Here is a 15068-nt window from a genome sequence, read left to right on the forward strand (position 1 = left end):
AATTAAAAGTTTCACTTGTCTTCTTTACTTGATACGCTTTGTTGATTCTGCATTTTCGCTTTTTGTTTTGCAATAACACTCTCAGCCCAGGCGCGATCCTTTTCTTTTTGTTGCGCTGCTGTCAACGGTTGAGTCACCGTCTTTTTGCCAGGCAATGTACCGCTCAAACGTGGGGTGTTTGGACGTGACATGGTTGCTGGTGTTGCACCGACTCCCTTAGGTTGAACAACTGTTCCACCACTCACAATTGGCTTAGTTGAATTAGCAGCGCTAGACTTGGGTGAATTAGTTCTAGTAGGTAAGCCACGGTGTGCATCTGACATAGCGTGGCTCATGTTAGATTGAGGCGTATTTGCTGTATCCTTTGGATGAGAATTAGGTGAATCTGTCGCTGCCTTTGAAAGTGCTTCATGAACATTACGTGGTTGAGAAGAATTAGATGGTGAATCGCCACTACCTGCTTTGGGTGTCACAGGCGAATGACGTTTGTTAAAGGCTTCAACGGCTTGTTGTCCTCCTGCAAAGTTGTCGGCGACACCACCAGCATAATCTTTGACATTGCCAACGGCTTTATTCACGCCACCTTTAACTTTATCACCAGCCGCACGACCAGTGTTTTTCAATAAACTACCTGGATGTTTCATTGCTCCGACTGTACGTCCTGCTACCTCAGCCGCCTTTGCCGCCTTACCTGTGGCTTGTGCGGATGCATCGACACCAGTATCATTTAAGCTATGATCAGTCAGTGCTTTACTATTATCTAAGCCTTGATTGCCACCTGAGTTGGCAATCTTCTTACCTAGTTCACGATTCTTCTTTTTCTGTTCTGGTGAAATTGCGTTGAGACCCTTGCCAATATTTTTCTTGGCAACCCTTGTGGCGCCACCTACCATGTGAGCAGCTTGATTGGCTAACATCATCGAAGCAACAGGATTATGACCTGAGCGAACACCAGTCCACTGTTCAATCATTTCAAATCCACCAGCCAAACCCTTACCACCAGCTAACAGAGCGCCAATCGACAAAATTGTAAATGGCCACATATCTAGACCTAAACCATTAATGGTATTAAAGGCGAATTCTACCCAGGCAAAGAAGAATATTAATGAAATTGGCATCATGACAATACCTGTTATTTGTCCCTCAATCATTCCTAAAACTTGTTGGACACGTTTGCCTTGTGTGCCATCTCTGAGGCCAAAGTAAACAATGGATCCTGCCATAAAAGCCATTTTATAGACTGAGGACAGCAAACGCACAATCGCACCGGCTACGACGATAATAAAGACGATTTCACCACCAATAATGCCTAACCAATTAGTTTTCATCACTGGATAATCATCCGCAAATGTCTTACCCAGAACAAGTGAGTCACCGGTAATATCAACCATGTTGCCATTGCCACCTATTTTTTTGGTGAATACTGATTTTTGAGCGTCGCTTAAACCGTCTGTATATCCAGCATCACTCATTACTGAATGGTAGTCAGAACCTTGAATTTTTGATTTTGCATCCTTGAATACACGCTCGTCATCTTTATATTTGCTCAAGTCAAAATTATCTCTTGCTAAATAGTGTAAGTCTGTGGAATTTCCTTGCCATAATTGTGTAACAATGTTCTTGTCCTTTGTACCGGATGTATCATTGACCGTGGCTGTCCCAATACCACTCATCAATCCGATTATTAATGGTAAAGCAGAAATTACACCAACAGTGATGGTGATTCCCTTAGGCCATTCCCTACCCTTGCGACCAGAAGTAGCGGTATATTGTATCCACTGCACCATCATCATGATGCCAAATATGACAAAACCCAGGTACAGAAAGTCTTTTAGAATATTTCCTAAATTCCAATTTCGATAAACGTCGCTCTTTGGCTCAAAAAAGATTTTCATAAAGTCCAACATTTTGAAAGATGATTGGTATGCGGTAAAGACTGCATTCGCAATGTAATAGAAAATTAATGCAATGCTGTGCATGAATAACATGATCAGCGTTAAGAATATATGTGGCAGTGGTGATAGGTATTGCGACCATTGTGTGTAAAAATCGGCTGTTGGGCCATTATTAGGTAAAGTTGGTAAACTTTCCGCTAATGTATTGATGCCCGAGAATAGATTTGTCATTCGACTTCTCCTTGAGTTGTTGCAGCGTTAAGCTGCTTATATATTTCCCACATATATGCGGGTTCGTTGTTGAGTAATCGTAGAACTTTACCGTTATTGTTGTTGCCAGAAAGTGTCAAATATTTGCCACGATTTAAGTAAGCAACGGCACTGTTTTGTTCTTCGGTCTTATTTGAGCGCGGTATCCTCATTTTGATGGATTTCTCTACAATTTGACGTAGCTCAACATTGTCTAGTTGTTCTTCGGTCATAAATGGCTCATCAGGGTTAAAGTCATGTTTCCACTGCAAGTAACGTTCCTCATCAGAGAGTTCTTGTTGTGTTTGCACTGTCGCTGTTTCGATACCTTGATGCGCTTTGGCCAAAATGTTGTTGATTTCATCATCAGCTAACGTATTGAGTTGACGATTATCAATTTGATTGCCACCTGCGCCTTCTTCCTCAATTTCTAGTTGTACTTGTTGATCTAGCTCATCAAAGTAAGGCACAAAGTCATGATAGAGGTCATCATATTTCAAATCGTTATGCTGCGCTTTGATGTTCAAATCGGCTGTATAGTAATCAAGTGAATACTGCTTACCCAATAATTCATAGGCAAACGGCATTCGGTAAGCACCCGTAGAGAAAATTGGCAAAGGGCGAACAGAACGCCCTTTCTTATCCGCACGTTTGATGGTACGGATGGTAATCATCTCACGCGGACTCAATTCGCTAATTTCTTTGGCATCTAACAGCCGAACCTTGCTAACTTGTGCTTGACGGTTACCACGATCTTGACGATCTAAGCCAATTTGTGAATTGACTGATTCGGTTTGGACTTCAACCTCACCTAGTTGCTTAGATAGTGCTTCATTTGTTTGCTCATCATTAGTTAAAATGTGGAACCAGTTACCCGTGTTACCATTGATGTCGTTGGTTTCCATTTCAGAATAATGCAATCGTGGTTGTGTTAAGGTTTGAATATACAAATCAACCAAATGCCCGTAGGTTAAACCACGCGTTAGAATGTTGGTGAAGCCTGGAATACGTGGGAACATAGAAAACTCATTGAGCTTATAAAGTATCCAACTGTCCATTTTCCTGCGGGTAATCGTTGATGCAATGTCCGTATTGACTGAGAAAACTTGTGAGATAAACAAGCTGGCCAAAGCGGAGAAATCATCGTTAGATTGTGGCGTGATGATGAAGACTGCCATTGGATTTTCTGAGTAACGCAAGGTGACACCTGGTGTCTCAGTAGTGCCTTGTGGTTTAATCTGATCAACCAGGCATTGGATGACAGGTTGCTTAGAAAACAAGTCACGCTTAATCTTGCCATTGAGTAATTTTCGTTGTACAATCTTACCAGTCAACGTAAACGACTGTTTACGCATCGCAATTGAATTGCCGTCATTATCGAGTGACAACTCAATTTGCCATGAGACAGGTAAATGGTTATGAATCGGATAAGTTAGCGTGCCTGATTGGGACACAGTTAGCTTGTCCTTTTCTATTGCCTGCTTTTTACCTGATTCATAAACATGAATGCTAACATGAACGCCTTTATAGCGGTCAGAGAACTTAATCTTTAGCATTCTTGGAAACCCTAAGTCGGTCAAATTGATAGTGTTAAAGGTTGTCAGACGAGTGATTGACTCTGAGGCAAACAAATTCAAACGATTCATCACTGAGAAAGAAATTGATGATTTGGTATCCCCTGTGGCAGATAGGTACTCAGCGGCGTTTAGAATAATCATATTGCGCGCTGGTGTTCGCGGTAGTTTACCAATGTTAGTGATGTACTTAGTTAAGCCATCACCTTCTTTATCCGTGAACTTGTTCATATCATTGATGAACTGCAAAACGTTTGAGATGGTCACCATTGATTTGTCCTGGTGACGTACAGCAATATCTAGCACAGTGAGCATGACTGCCTGGATGGTACTTTCAGCAGCACTATCCCAAATATCTTTGTGGCTACTTTCTTCCCCACTTGAACCACCAATGACTTGTACAACCTTACGTAGTTCCGTATTGGCACTGTCCCAATCACCATCAAAGGCATAATCAATGGCAATTTCAAGAGGATTCCAGGACTCAGACTCACTTGGTTCCATGATATTGAGTAATTTCACGTCATAACCTGCTGTGCGTAAGGACTTGTAGCTCATTTTGGCATCTTCGTTTTTGGCATCAGTATCAATAATGTTCCATTTGATTTCGGCACGACGAATGATGTCAATTAAGGTATAGCCACGCATTTGGTCTTTTGAAGAACGCGTCATCCCAGTGGTCTTGGAATGAGTGTTACTGGTATCCACCCAATAGAAACCATCAAAACCGCCTTGAACATTCAGTTGCTTTTCAAATAACTTTGGTAAGCGTTCCAGTAAAATGGGACGTATTTTTTTGTAGATACCACCAAATTGTAAAGAATTCATTCCTAGCGGGCGCTTGAGCCATTGCCACGCCCACAGAAACGGATGAATCATAAAGAATTCGAAAGTGTATCCTTGTGTGTGCAGCACTGGTTGTCCTGGGCGACCCTTAAAATTCTTATTGCGATCAGGAATCAATTTATAAACCTTATCCACCTCACGTACTTCCGCAAAACGGTTAGTATTACGCGTTTGGTCTCTAAACAATTGATACCAGTCATAGATACGCTGGAAGACATATTTTTTAAGTAGGAGTAACAGGCATAGGATTAGTACAATGCTTGTTACTAAAGTTAGTCGCGACAGAATAGTGAAAATATTGAGTGGATTGAGCACAGTGGCTGTCATGTTCATGACATCATTGAATTCAGGCCATTGAGCAACACCACTTTGCATATAGAACTTGAAGGCTTGAATATATGGACCAACTACTCTTATCAACAAGTCAACAATAATCGTGACGTAAAGCGATATGAATATCACTCCAATAGCTGCTATAATGCCATACAACCATAAGAACCAGGGACGACCACGCCAACGAATGTAACTCTCGCGCATAAATTGTCTTTCAGCGCGGTAATCTTTTTTAAATAGCTTCATTGTCTGTTGCCTCCTTAACTGTGGAAACCACAACTTGCCATTCACCATAAGGGCTTGTCAAAGATGGTGGATTGCCAATGGCTCTAAAGATGAAAGTGTCAAAGTCTTGCCCTAATCCTTGTCGCTTTTGGATAATTGCGCTAGACACTGGATCACTCACATACGTAGCAATCGTGTCATCAATTGGTCTGACTCCTCGAGACGGTTTATAACCAACGTCTGCAATGTAGTTGGCAATTGGTGAGCTGACCTCCTGTTTGTCATTCAGATATTCAAAGCCCAAGTCAAACGATGGGATATAGCGCGCCACCTCTTGTGTGTCAAAAACAATATTGAAGCCGCTCTCTTGTGCTTGTTGATTGAGTCGTGACAATTTTAGTTCAACAATTCGCACCATATCCGCCATCTTTAAGACATCAAAGACAATAATGGCACCAATTCTAGCGATAAACTCGGGACGGTAACCATCACTTTGCAAGGCAATTTCTAGTTGTTCTTCAAAGTTTGCTTGACGCTTTTTGTCTTCTTTAACAGCATCTGATTTGGCATCACGATTCATCACTGCTGTTGCCCCTGAGTTAGTTGTCATGACAATGATTAAGTCTTTGAAATTAATGACACGCCCATATTCATCACTCAAACGACCATCATCTAAGACCTGCAAAAGCAAATCCATGACTTCTGGATCAGCCTTTTCAATTTCATCCAACAACAATACGGCATAAGGCGTGTGCCTGACTCTAGTTGTTAGCTGGTCTTTAAATCTTTCTAGGCTAGTCCCCGCAAACTTGAACTCTGACATATCAAAGCGAATAAAGTTTTGAGCGTTACCAAATAGATTTAGCGCTAGTTGCTTGGCTGTCTCAGTCTTACCAACACCTGTTGGCCCCATAAAGAGAAATGACTCAGGCTTTGAGGTGTCAGCTAGTCCTGCCTCACGATTAGTCAGTTTCATCGCAACTTTTTCTAAGGCTGTGTCTTGACCAATCACCTGGCTTTTTAGTCTTGGTAACAGGTTCAATAATCGTTCATCAGTCGTCTGATTAATGACATATTCAGGAACATGATAGTCATCATGGATAATCGTAGCTACGTCTTGATTTGACAGTGTTGGTCGATTATCTAGGCGTGCGACACTTAACGCACCATCTAACAGCATAATTGCCTTTTCAGGAAAGTAACGGTCAGTGATATAGCGCTGTGATAGTGCCATAATTCTGTCTTGTACCATTTCTGGCACTTCAATACCGTTATTTAGTTGTAAAGCGACTTTAGATAAAACACGCTTCGTTTGTTCAAAGCTTAATTCTGGCACTTCAATCAAATCAAATCGCCGCATCAGTGCGCCATCACGCGCCACATATTCGTGAAATTCTTTCGTAGTCGTTGCTCCAATAATTTGGAGATCATCACGACTTAGAGCTGGTTTGATAATATTACCCGCATCCAACGCACTTCCATGTGTGTCAGCTCCTGTCCCAACCAGTTGGTGAATTTCATCAATAAAAGCAATTACAGTGTCTTTATTAGCAATCAATTCATCAATGATCGCCTGGAACTTATGCGCAAATGACTCACCATCGCTGCTTTTCATCAAGTTGGCCAAACTAATTTGAACTAAGTGTTTGCCTTTGAGGGAAGAAACTGACGTACTCAACAATTGGCGTGCCAAATCCTCTACAATAGCTGTTTTACCAACTCCAGGTAACCCAACTAATAAAGGCGCATTTTGAATTTGTTTCATCAGAGAGACCATGATACGACGCGTAATACTTTCACGTTCGTAGGCACGATATTTGTCTGGTTCAGACATCACTTTGGCACTAATGTCTGTTGTATAGCGATCAAGGTATGGTGTGGAATTGTTGTGTTTTAATTCAATCATTCATTTCCTCCCTGGTCAGTAACGGGATCACCGTAATTCGTACTGCTTTCAGGGACTTGATTTGCAGCATCATGTTCTCTGGCTAATTCCTCTAATTCACTTGTACTCGCATCAATGTGATCAACTGCTTTTTGACGATCAGCGAGTAAACTTGTGTAGACATCAGTGCTTTTGACATCATCTAATTGATGATTCAATTGGCCAAGTTCTGGCACCTCATCAGCGGCAATAAAATCACCTTCGGGATCATAAATTGAGACTACTTGTAATTTCTTGCCAATTTGTTGTAATACGGCCACCATTTCAATACCTAGAATTGGATCGCCTGCTGGGAATAATTCATGATAGCGCCTGGTTTCAATTGTCAAAGCAATTGCACCTGGTTGCCCTTTTTTTTGGAAGGATAAAATATTAACTTCGGCAGACTTTGTAATGCCTGTGATAAAGCCTGTAACTTCTTGAATGTTTTCTTGTGACATGTGTTTGCTCCTTTTACATGCGTCGTGTAGTTGATTGATTAATGGCCTGATAGTTTTGTTCGACAACCGCTAACTTATCAGGCTTAAGCAATTTTGTTGTTTTTGGTTGACGGATTTCACCGTTGCTCAAGTTATCCGATAAATACTGAGTAACATCGGTACTAGCTTTGAGTGCTTGACTAATGATTTTGCCAGTGTTTTGACCCTCAAGTGCCTTTAAATTCTTTGACCAACCCGCAATATAATCAACGCTTTTCTCACCAGGCTCAATGCCTAGGTTTTTAGTAATCACATAGCTGGATAACTCTGCCTGCGTCTCTTTAATGGCTGTGGGCCAATTATTTTGACTCTGCAAAGAATGAAGCTGTGCATGTGCTATTTCGTGTGCTAAGGTGTGGATTTTATCGGTTGGCGTAAGATCACTGCGCAACAGGATATATTTTTCATCCTGATTGGTTTTTGATTGAACAAAGGCCCCTTTTGCTTGTCCTTGCCAGGTCATTGGACGCTTGGCAATTTGTTCGTCGACACCTTGGTCAATGACGGGCACTTTAAGTTTGTCGGCGAATTTCAATAATGTTTTATAGGCCGCATCCAAATGTTTTGGACTTTTATCTGTGGCTAAGTCAATTGGACGATTGGGTAACATGCTTGGCAATTGCGCAGCTGTGGCATTAGTTTGACGAACATCAAATACGGTTTCGACTGGATAATGTTTTACACTGCGAACTTCCAATTGCTTGTTATTGGCTAACTGTTTTTGTTCAGGCGTTGCATCCGCCCAACGTATCTTTTCACCATTGCTATCAATAATGGTTTTCAAGTTTGTTGGGGCGCCAAATATTTTGATGCCCTTTTCCCCCTTATTAACTTGGATGCCATCAGCAGACCATTGTTTATAGCCTTTTAACAAGGTGGCTTTTGGGTTTTGTAGTTGAATCAACATTGAATTACGAGCCGAATAATTTAAGCCAGTCGCGGTAAAGTCAAGGAGCTTTTTGAGCTCAGCGGGATCTTGTTGGTACTTGGCCACCTTTCCCATTGCCTCTTGAATTATCTGCTTATTCTTCAAAGCATTTTCCTTACGACGATCAGCTTTGGAACGACGTTCTTTACTCTTTTTCGGTGTTTTTTCGTCAACTGCTGGCTTAACAGGTTGAATGGTACTCATTTTGACATCCACATAATCTGGTTTGCCTGTTTGTGTCTCTTGCACTGCAAGTTTTTCTAAGGCATCCAGGCGATTAGCATTATCCGTCATACTCATAACGCGCCGCCCTGTAACACCCGCTTTCAATTGTTCGTTCCAATCTTTGCCTTGTAAGGGAATATGACGCTCTGCTTCAATCGCTTCACCAGTAATTGGGTTTTTAAAACTAAAACGATCAAAGTAATCAGCGGCTTTAAACCCTGCGACATCGTTGTCAAAAGCCACAATGATCTTATTAAATTTGGCTTGCTTAGCAGCAACCGCATCATTCAAATATTGCAAGCCACGTTTGGCATAAGTACCAGACACAGACAATAGTGTGGCGTTACTTTTCACCATGTCTTGATGGTTTTGTTGGGCATAACTCAATAAGTCAATTGGGCTTTCAAATAAAATTAATGTTTTGTCGCCTGATCCAAAAGAGAGGTTATAGCCTGTTGAGGTATCACTGCCAGCAAAAATTTTTTTGGATGTGCCACGCTTTTTGTAATGTTCAAAGTCTTGTTCAGTTCCTTGACGATCAGCGCCCACAATTTTGCCATTCACATCCTTCCAGGGAAAGATGACGGGGTTTTGATGTAGTTTATCACCTTCACGATAACGGCTACCTTGTACCACTGCGCCACTTCTCAATAAATTGTCAACGAACTGTGGATTGAGCTTTCGTTGATTAACTAAATAATCTTTGGCTACGTTTGTTTCCTGAGTTTTGAAGACCTTGTCATAATCAAACTTGTAACGCGGTGTATTGTCTTCGTACAGTTTAGAGACATCAATATTTTCACCTTTGACAAAGCGTGCGTAGGCCAGTTGATTTTTAATAGCGGCACCTTTTCTGTCACCGTCTGATTTGCCTAATTCGTAGTAGTGGATGAAATCAACTAAATCTCCTTGAACGCCAGTTGAGTTCCAGACAAAGCGGTTTAATTTTGTTCTAACCACCAAACTATCGTGATCAACCATACGTAACTCAGTGGGAGTGTCCGTCGTGTATGGAATACCCTTCCAATCGCAATAGCCACGAATTGGTAATAGTTTGAGTTGCGCACGTTCTTTTTTACTGATCCCCATGGGCTTGTCCTCCAACTTGTTTGTCAATTGGTAAGTGATTCAATTCAGCAAATGCCTGGTCAATATCATCTGTTTCCAAATTCATTTTGGCTAACAGTGACCGTCCCAATTCAGCCACCAGGGCATCATTAAGTTGTTTGATGTCTTTTTTGATCGCGCGCTTTTCGTCTTGAATTGCTTTTGCCTGTAAATCTAGTTCATCCAAACGTGTTTGCTTTTCTTTAATTTGTTGGTCAATCGTTTTTTTAGCCATTTTGTAGCTCCCTTTTTGTTTAATATAGGGTCAATATATCAACCTTTTGAATAACTTCATAAAAGTAAATGGTTTTTCCTGAGACAACACAAATCCCCCCAGTCCCCCTAAACATTAACTTGACAGGCGTGGTTGATACCACACCAGTAAAGTTAATTGGGGGTTCAAAAAAAGCCATCACATTCAAACAATTTTCAAACCGTTTAAAAGTGATGGCTTTCCTTCCTGCTGGCTGTTATGCACCATCTATTCTTGCTTTTGTGACTACCAAAACTCTAACAAGCCAAGCAAATCTAAGGACTAAAGTCCAAAGATTTGGGCTAAATTTGCAAGGCCAAGCACTACGTGTCGCTACGCGAGCTTTGCAAACCCGCCCTGGCTTGTTTTAGTTTGTCCGTTCACAACGCAATAAGAATAAATTGGTCACAAAACAGGCCAACAGGAGGACAAGTTTATGTCTAATATCACAGTCACAAATTCAGGTTTTCAACTGAGAGATATCAGTGTAGACTTTACTGCTAAATCAGCGGTTGAAGTCGGTAATTACCTCAAACATCAAATTGGGCGTCAATTGCAAGAACGGTTGATTGTCATGAGCTTAAATTCTCAATTGGACGTTATCGCCTCAGACACGATTGCCATAGGACAAATTTCCAGTATTGTTGTATCCCCTAGGGAAGTATTTCAAATAGCGCTCTTAAATAACGCCAGTAGTATCATTCTTGCGCATAATCATCCCAGTGGCCATTTAATTCCGTCACAAGAAGATATTGCCTTAACACAAAAGCTAAGAGAAGTTGGTCAATTATTACAGGTACCAGTTAATGACCATTTTATTGTTAGCACAGATGATTACTACTCATTTGCAGAAAATCAGTTTAAATAATCAGAAAGGATATAAAAATGAATATCAAAATTATTAGAATGGAAACCTACTTACAAAATCCAGCAATGGTACTCATTCCTAGCGGTGCTATTCAAGCCGTAGAACTTGTTTATGAAGCTAAAAGCTATGATGAAGATGACTTGACGACTAATGTTTGGTCAGGGCTGGAAGATGAGCTATCCGAGCTAGGACTTTACTACCCCGTCAACAACAATTGGGTACATCATCAACATCTAAATGATAAATACGATAGATTAACAATTGGCTACGTGGCAGACAACAACATCACGGTCACAAACGAAAGCCTAGTAAATCATATTCACGGCAGTATTGATGGTGATGAAATACCCGATTGGATGTAAAGGAGACATTATGGCATGGTATAGCCCTCAACAAGGTTTGACAACCGACTATATGATGATTGAACAAAATGTTGCCAGACCAGAAGAATTATTAAGTTGGCGTGATTGTGCGTCAACCTTCAAACCAATTCACTTGCAAGCGTACCGTAATGACTACAAGGACGGTGATTATGACTATTTTTTTCACTGTGTTTTGCAAAATATCCATTATCCAATCTTGTTTTTAATAAAGATGTTACGGAACTAGTATGTGGCAACCCAAAAGCCAGTGCAGCAACCATTCGTAAAAAGTTGTTTAAAATCATGAATGACTGGTGGCTAAACAACCCAGACTATCACTCACCAAAATCAGACAAGGAGCAACAAAATGACAGAAACTAACCCATTTGAAATTGTAAATAAGCTAATCAGTACCAATGGTGTGATGATTGCAACCCTAAAAAATGGTGATGAAATAACCGTGGCTAGTAATGGTCTAGCGAGACATAACGGAGCTTACTTCAAAGATTATGGAGACATTCTAGCAAATGTTTCAATTGATACAATTCTTGACGCTATTGTTCAGTCAATATCTCAATAAAAAAGCCATGACTATTTTTTAGTCATAGCCCTTCCCCCAGTCCCCCTGATCATTAACTTGACAGGCGTGGTTGATACCACACCAGTAAAGTTAATTGGGGGTTCAAAAGGCTCACTTCCGTTCGCATCGCACCAAATTGTTCTGTTTGCTCTGTGCCGTTTTCACAATCGCATGATAAAGAGTCTGTAAGGCGCAAGCGCCAAACAGTCTCTACAAAGAAACACAAGGACGTGGCAAGTTGCTGCGCAATCCTTGTGTTTCTTTGGTTATCATGCCAATTGTTACCCGTCACGACGCAACCAGCTCAATTGGAGCGATTGCCAACAGGAAAAAGTTTTTGAAAGGTTTATTTCTTATGGAAGTTTATTATCAACTCATTCGCAACAGCGGTCATACTCTGCGTTATGCCTCAACTGATAAGCAAGTTGTTCTCACGCATGGCTACCCAATTTATTTACAAATCTATGGCGCTAATCGTTCTACAGAATATATTTTGAAAGACACATTTGCCTTTTTAGCCACCCAATACGGTAACAATATTAAATTAGTCAATGTTGATGAACTGGAGAAAAAATAATGACAAAGCAATTCTATGATGATTTTAGTAAATTACCAATTGCCAAAATGGCACAAGAAATAACAAACATGACTTATTTGTTTAATGAGACCAAAGTGCCAACTAGTCACTATAAAGCGCAATTAAGTAAAGGCTTTGAAGAAATGGTTGAAGCTAGCGTTAGTGTTTCATTAGTTAATACCATTTTCAACACTTTGCAAGCTTTGCAAAAAGAAAGCCCAAAGTTGTTTTACCAAGCTATGCTCTGCCTTGATACCAAAGTAAAGCCTAGCAGTATTACCCCTAGTCAATATCAAGCAATTGAATTTACTTGGTCACAATTTGAATTGAACAAAAAGAAAAATATCCTTGATAAGGACTTTATCCAAATGTTCAATCAAGTTGAAGAAAACGGACTCACCTATTACACGCAAAACCAACAGGAGACTAATGACAATGAATGATGAAGTGATGGAAAATATAGCCATACGTTACTTTTCATGGTCTGATGAATTCCCTATGGGCGGGAGTGAAATTCACGTCAGTGCGGCCACTAGCAATGACTCGGGTGAAATAGATTTATCAGATGATGAAGCACTGCGATTAAGCGCATTTATCATGGAAGAATTGGCTGAGGGTAAACACGTTACCCTAAGAACCACAATTTAAGGAGAATAATATGGCAATCGTCAACGTTAAATATATGGAAACATTGGTTAAAACAGTGGCAGTTAATGTCCCTGATACAATCACTGATGAACAGAAACTGACACAAGCTGTTGAAATGGGTAAACGTCACTATTTTGGAGAAAAAGTGATTTTAGGAGCAGATGATTTACGTGAAATCAGTGCGGAGTACAAACAAGAGACAACGGACTACGAGGAATTTTAATCACAGATAGGAGTGTGTGCTTATGGGTGTATTCGTTTTTAAACTTCTCATGCTAATTGCCATGCTGGTCTATATTTTATATTACCTAGTCGGTGTGATTATGATTGCACGTGAAGATGATGAGCGGTAAAAATTTTTTGCCGTGTTCCCCAGACCCGCAAGCGGGATCAAACACGCTACGCTATTCCTGCCAAACTCTTGGGTGCCACTTCGCTTTGAGTCAAACATTGTGCCACAACCAGTGACTTGTAAGCTGTGGTGATGATACCACAGCAACAAGCACTAGCCCAGAATACAAGGGCTTCGTAAATTCGCTACGCTCACCCTTGTATTCTGCGCTGCTTGTGTCCCCATGTTCTTCGTCAAAACGAAATAACACACCAATCACAGGCAGGGCCGACAGGAAATGGTTTCTGCCTGGTGCGTACATAATCAAGGAGAACTACTATGAATCGAATTACCAAAGTTATCACTACTATTGCCGCAACAATTATCAGTGTGGATATTTTATTAATGGTCATCAATGGCACGATGCTGTATGTCTTGCTCACCCTGGCTGGCTTTTATGTCTTAGCTTGCTTGGCTTTCAAGCAGTCCGCTTATAAAGCGACGCGTAGCTGGATTGATACTGGTCACCTGTCCCATAAGGAGAAAACTCATGTCAAAACTCACAACTAAATCATTGTCTACCACTACTGATGTTAACGGATTAGTCATTTTAGAAAGCAATGGCCAATATATCTATCCAGGTTTAGCACAAGCAATCTTTGACGATGCTATTTTTGGTCCGCGTATTTTAAAGCGACTGCAACGTCTTTTTGTTGACCACCCAGATGGTCTGAGTGAATCAGGCCATGACTGGTATTTTGGTTATCTGGTCTGCGCTTATACGCAAACGCATTTTGGTATTAAGAATCTATTGAATTATCCCTCAGTGACAAAGGAGCTTTTTTCACTTTGTCTTACAAAACTATCCGAATAGGAGGATAAAATCATGTTAATTTTTTGTTTATGTTTATTAGCAATGTTTCTATTTTGGCTGTTCGGCCACATCATTGGCACCATCCTGTATTTGAGTATTCTATTTGTTGGTCACTTAATTTCATATTGGTACTTTTATTTACCACTTATTATTCTGATAAGTCTGGCTATTGCTTTTGGCATCAAAAATGTCTTAGCGATGCTAGTGCTAATTATTCTCATTCTGTCACTTACATTAGCATTATTTATTGCAAAATAAAAAGCAAAGATTTTATAAAAAAAGTCTTTACCTTTTATTTTTCCCAAATCATATGATACTCTTTTGAATCAGTCTCAGTATCCATACCTACACTGTCTATGATAAAATCTTTATTCTCATAAAAATTAACGGCATTAATATTATCTACATAGACTGAAAGTGTTAATTTGTCGTTTATTTGTTTTAGGTAATTAATTAATTGGCTACCAACACCTTGGTTTCTGTAGTTCATGTCAACAAATAATCCAGCTATGTAACCATCTAATTCGCCTAAAAAACCGACAATTGTTTCATTATTCCTATACACAAAAATATTTGCTTCAGGCAACATTTTTTTAATGTTCACAAATTGATTTTTCCAATACTGAGCGGGAATAAATGAATGTGCTTGTAAATTGCCATTCAACCAAATCTGTGCCAATTGTTCTAAATCCCTGTCTGAAAAACTGTTTAATTTTGTAATCATTGTAGCCCCCTTTTTCCTAAAACAAGTTTAATAAAAAATAGGAGA

Annotated in this window: 19 protein-coding genes; 11 read left to right on the forward strand and 8 right to left on the reverse strand. The window is 40.2% G+C overall.

The window, feature by feature from the left end; genetic code table 11:
• Window positions 1-11: 11 nt before the first annotated feature.
• Genes FGL72_RS03725 through FGL72_RS03750 form a run of 6 tightly spaced genes read right to left on the reverse strand, consistent with a single transcriptional unit; the run spans window position 12 to window position 10041 of the window.
• On the reverse strand, window positions 12-2126 hold the full coding sequence (locus FGL72_RS03725; protein WP_146992695.1) for a pLS20_p028 family conjugation system transmembrane protein: 2115 nt from the start codon (window positions 2124-2126) through the stop codon (window positions 12-14).
• Entirely contained in the window at window positions 2123-5143 is a 3021-nt protein-coding gene (locus FGL72_RS03730) for a type IV secretory system conjugative DNA transfer family protein (protein WP_146992697.1), read from the reverse strand. The genes FGL72_RS03725 and FGL72_RS03730 overlap by 4 nt, the downstream gene beginning before the upstream one ends.
• Window positions 5130-7028 carry an AAA family ATPase gene (locus tag FGL72_RS03735; protein WP_146992699.1) on the reverse strand — a complete coding sequence of 633 codons (1899 nt, stop codon included), beginning with the start codon at window positions 7026-7028 and terminating at the stop codon, window positions 5130-5132. The genes FGL72_RS03730 and FGL72_RS03735 overlap by 14 nt, the downstream gene beginning before the upstream one ends.
• A complete protein-coding gene (locus FGL72_RS03740; protein WP_146992702.1) occupies window positions 7025-7507 on the reverse strand; it encodes a hypothetical protein in 483 nt (160 codons plus the stop codon). The genes FGL72_RS03735 and FGL72_RS03740 overlap by 4 nt, the downstream gene beginning before the upstream one ends.
• 13 nt (window positions 7508-7520) lie before the next feature.
• On the reverse strand, window positions 7521-9788 hold the full coding sequence (locus FGL72_RS03745; protein ID WP_146992704.1) for a toprim domain-containing protein: 2268 nt from the start codon (window positions 9786-9788) through the stop codon (window positions 7521-7523).
• A complete protein-coding gene (locus FGL72_RS03750) occupies window positions 9775-10041 on the reverse strand; it encodes a hypothetical protein (protein WP_002814593.1) in 267 nt (88 codons plus the stop codon). Before FGL72_RS03750 ends, FGL72_RS03745 begins: the two co-directional genes overlap by 14 nt.
• Before the next feature lie 454 nt (window positions 10042-10495).
• Between FGL72_RS03750 and FGL72_RS03755 the strand changes: the two genes are divergently transcribed.
• The 8 genes from FGL72_RS03755 to FGL72_RS03790 all read left to right on the forward strand — a co-directional run bounded on the left by FGL72_RS03755 (window position 10496) and on the right by FGL72_RS03790 (window position 13317).
• Window positions 10496-10927 carry a JAB domain-containing protein gene (locus FGL72_RS03755; protein ID WP_146992706.1) on the forward strand — a complete coding sequence of 144 codons (432 nt, stop codon included), beginning with the start codon at window positions 10496-10498 and terminating at the stop codon, window positions 10925-10927.
• 38 nt (window positions 10928-10965) lie between these two features.
• Window positions 10966-11289: a hypothetical protein gene (locus FGL72_RS03760; RefSeq protein ID WP_243130161.1), complete on the forward strand. Its 324-nt coding sequence runs from the start codon at window positions 10966-10968 to the stop codon at window positions 11287-11289.
• Window positions 11290-11299: 10 nt separating this feature from the next.
• A complete protein-coding gene (locus FGL72_RS09845) occupies window positions 11300-11536 on the forward strand; it encodes a hypothetical protein (protein WP_243130162.1) in 237 nt (78 codons plus the stop codon).
• A gap of 120 nt (window positions 11537-11656) precedes the next feature.
• Complete coding sequence (locus FGL72_RS03770) at window positions 11657-11869, forward strand: hypothetical protein (protein ID WP_146992710.1); 213 nt, start codon at window positions 11657-11659, stop codon at window positions 11867-11869.
• Window positions 11870-12140: 271 nt separating this feature from the next.
• Window positions 12141-12446, forward strand: coding sequence for a hypothetical protein (locus FGL72_RS03775; protein WP_243130163.1), 306 nt, complete (start codon window positions 12141-12143; stop codon window positions 12444-12446).
• On the forward strand, window positions 12446-12889 hold the full coding sequence (locus tag FGL72_RS03780) for a hypothetical protein (protein WP_146992712.1): 444 nt from the start codon (window positions 12446-12448) through the stop codon (window positions 12887-12889). The genes FGL72_RS03775 and FGL72_RS03780 overlap by 1 nt, the downstream gene beginning before the upstream one ends.
• A complete protein-coding gene (locus FGL72_RS03785; protein WP_243130164.1) occupies window positions 12876-13094 on the forward strand; it encodes a hypothetical protein in 219 nt (72 codons plus the stop codon). Before FGL72_RS03780 ends, FGL72_RS03785 begins: the two co-directional genes overlap by 14 nt.
• 10 nt (window positions 13095-13104) lie before the next feature.
• Entirely contained in the window at window positions 13105-13317 is a 213-nt protein-coding gene (locus FGL72_RS03790; protein WP_146992715.1) for a hypothetical protein, read from the forward strand.
• A gap of 220 nt (window positions 13318-13537) precedes the next feature.
• Here FGL72_RS03790 and FGL72_RS03795 read toward each other — a convergent pair whose 3' ends face one another.
• The gene (locus FGL72_RS03795; RefSeq protein ID WP_146992717.1) at window positions 13538-13747 is read right to left on the reverse strand and encodes a hypothetical protein; all 210 of its coding nucleotides are present in this window, start codon (window positions 13745-13747) and stop codon (window positions 13538-13540) included.
• 17 nt (window positions 13748-13764) lie between these two features.
• On the opposite strand from FGL72_RS03795, the gene FGL72_RS03800 reads away from it, so the two are divergent.
• The 3 genes from FGL72_RS03800 to FGL72_RS03810 are packed head-to-tail and all read left to right on the forward strand — an operon-like array spanning window position 13765 to window position 14557.
• Window positions 13765-13995 (forward strand): hypothetical protein, encoded by a 231-nt coding sequence (locus tag FGL72_RS03800; RefSeq protein ID WP_139968325.1) that lies wholly within the window; start codon window positions 13765-13767, stop codon window positions 13993-13995.
• A complete protein-coding gene (locus FGL72_RS03805) occupies window positions 13976-14299 on the forward strand; it encodes a hypothetical protein (protein ID WP_146992719.1) in 324 nt (107 codons plus the stop codon). The genes FGL72_RS03800 and FGL72_RS03805 overlap by 20 nt, the downstream gene beginning before the upstream one ends.
• A gap of 12 nt (window positions 14300-14311) precedes the next feature.
• Window positions 14312-14557 carry a hypothetical protein gene (locus FGL72_RS03810; protein WP_146992721.1) on the forward strand — a complete coding sequence of 82 codons (246 nt, stop codon included), beginning with the start codon at window positions 14312-14314 and terminating at the stop codon, window positions 14555-14557.
• A gap of 34 nt (window positions 14558-14591) precedes the next feature.
• Here FGL72_RS03810 and FGL72_RS03815 read toward each other — a convergent pair whose 3' ends face one another.
• Entirely contained in the window at window positions 14592-15023 is a 432-nt protein-coding gene (locus FGL72_RS03815; RefSeq protein ID WP_146992723.1) for a GNAT family N-acetyltransferase, read from the reverse strand.
• Between the last annotated feature and the right edge of the window lie 45 nt (window positions 15024-15068).

This window comes from Leuconostoc citreum (genome assembly GCF_007954785.1).
Taxonomy (GTDB): domain Bacteria; phylum Bacillota; class Bacilli; order Lactobacillales; family Lactobacillaceae; genus Leuconostoc; species Leuconostoc citreum.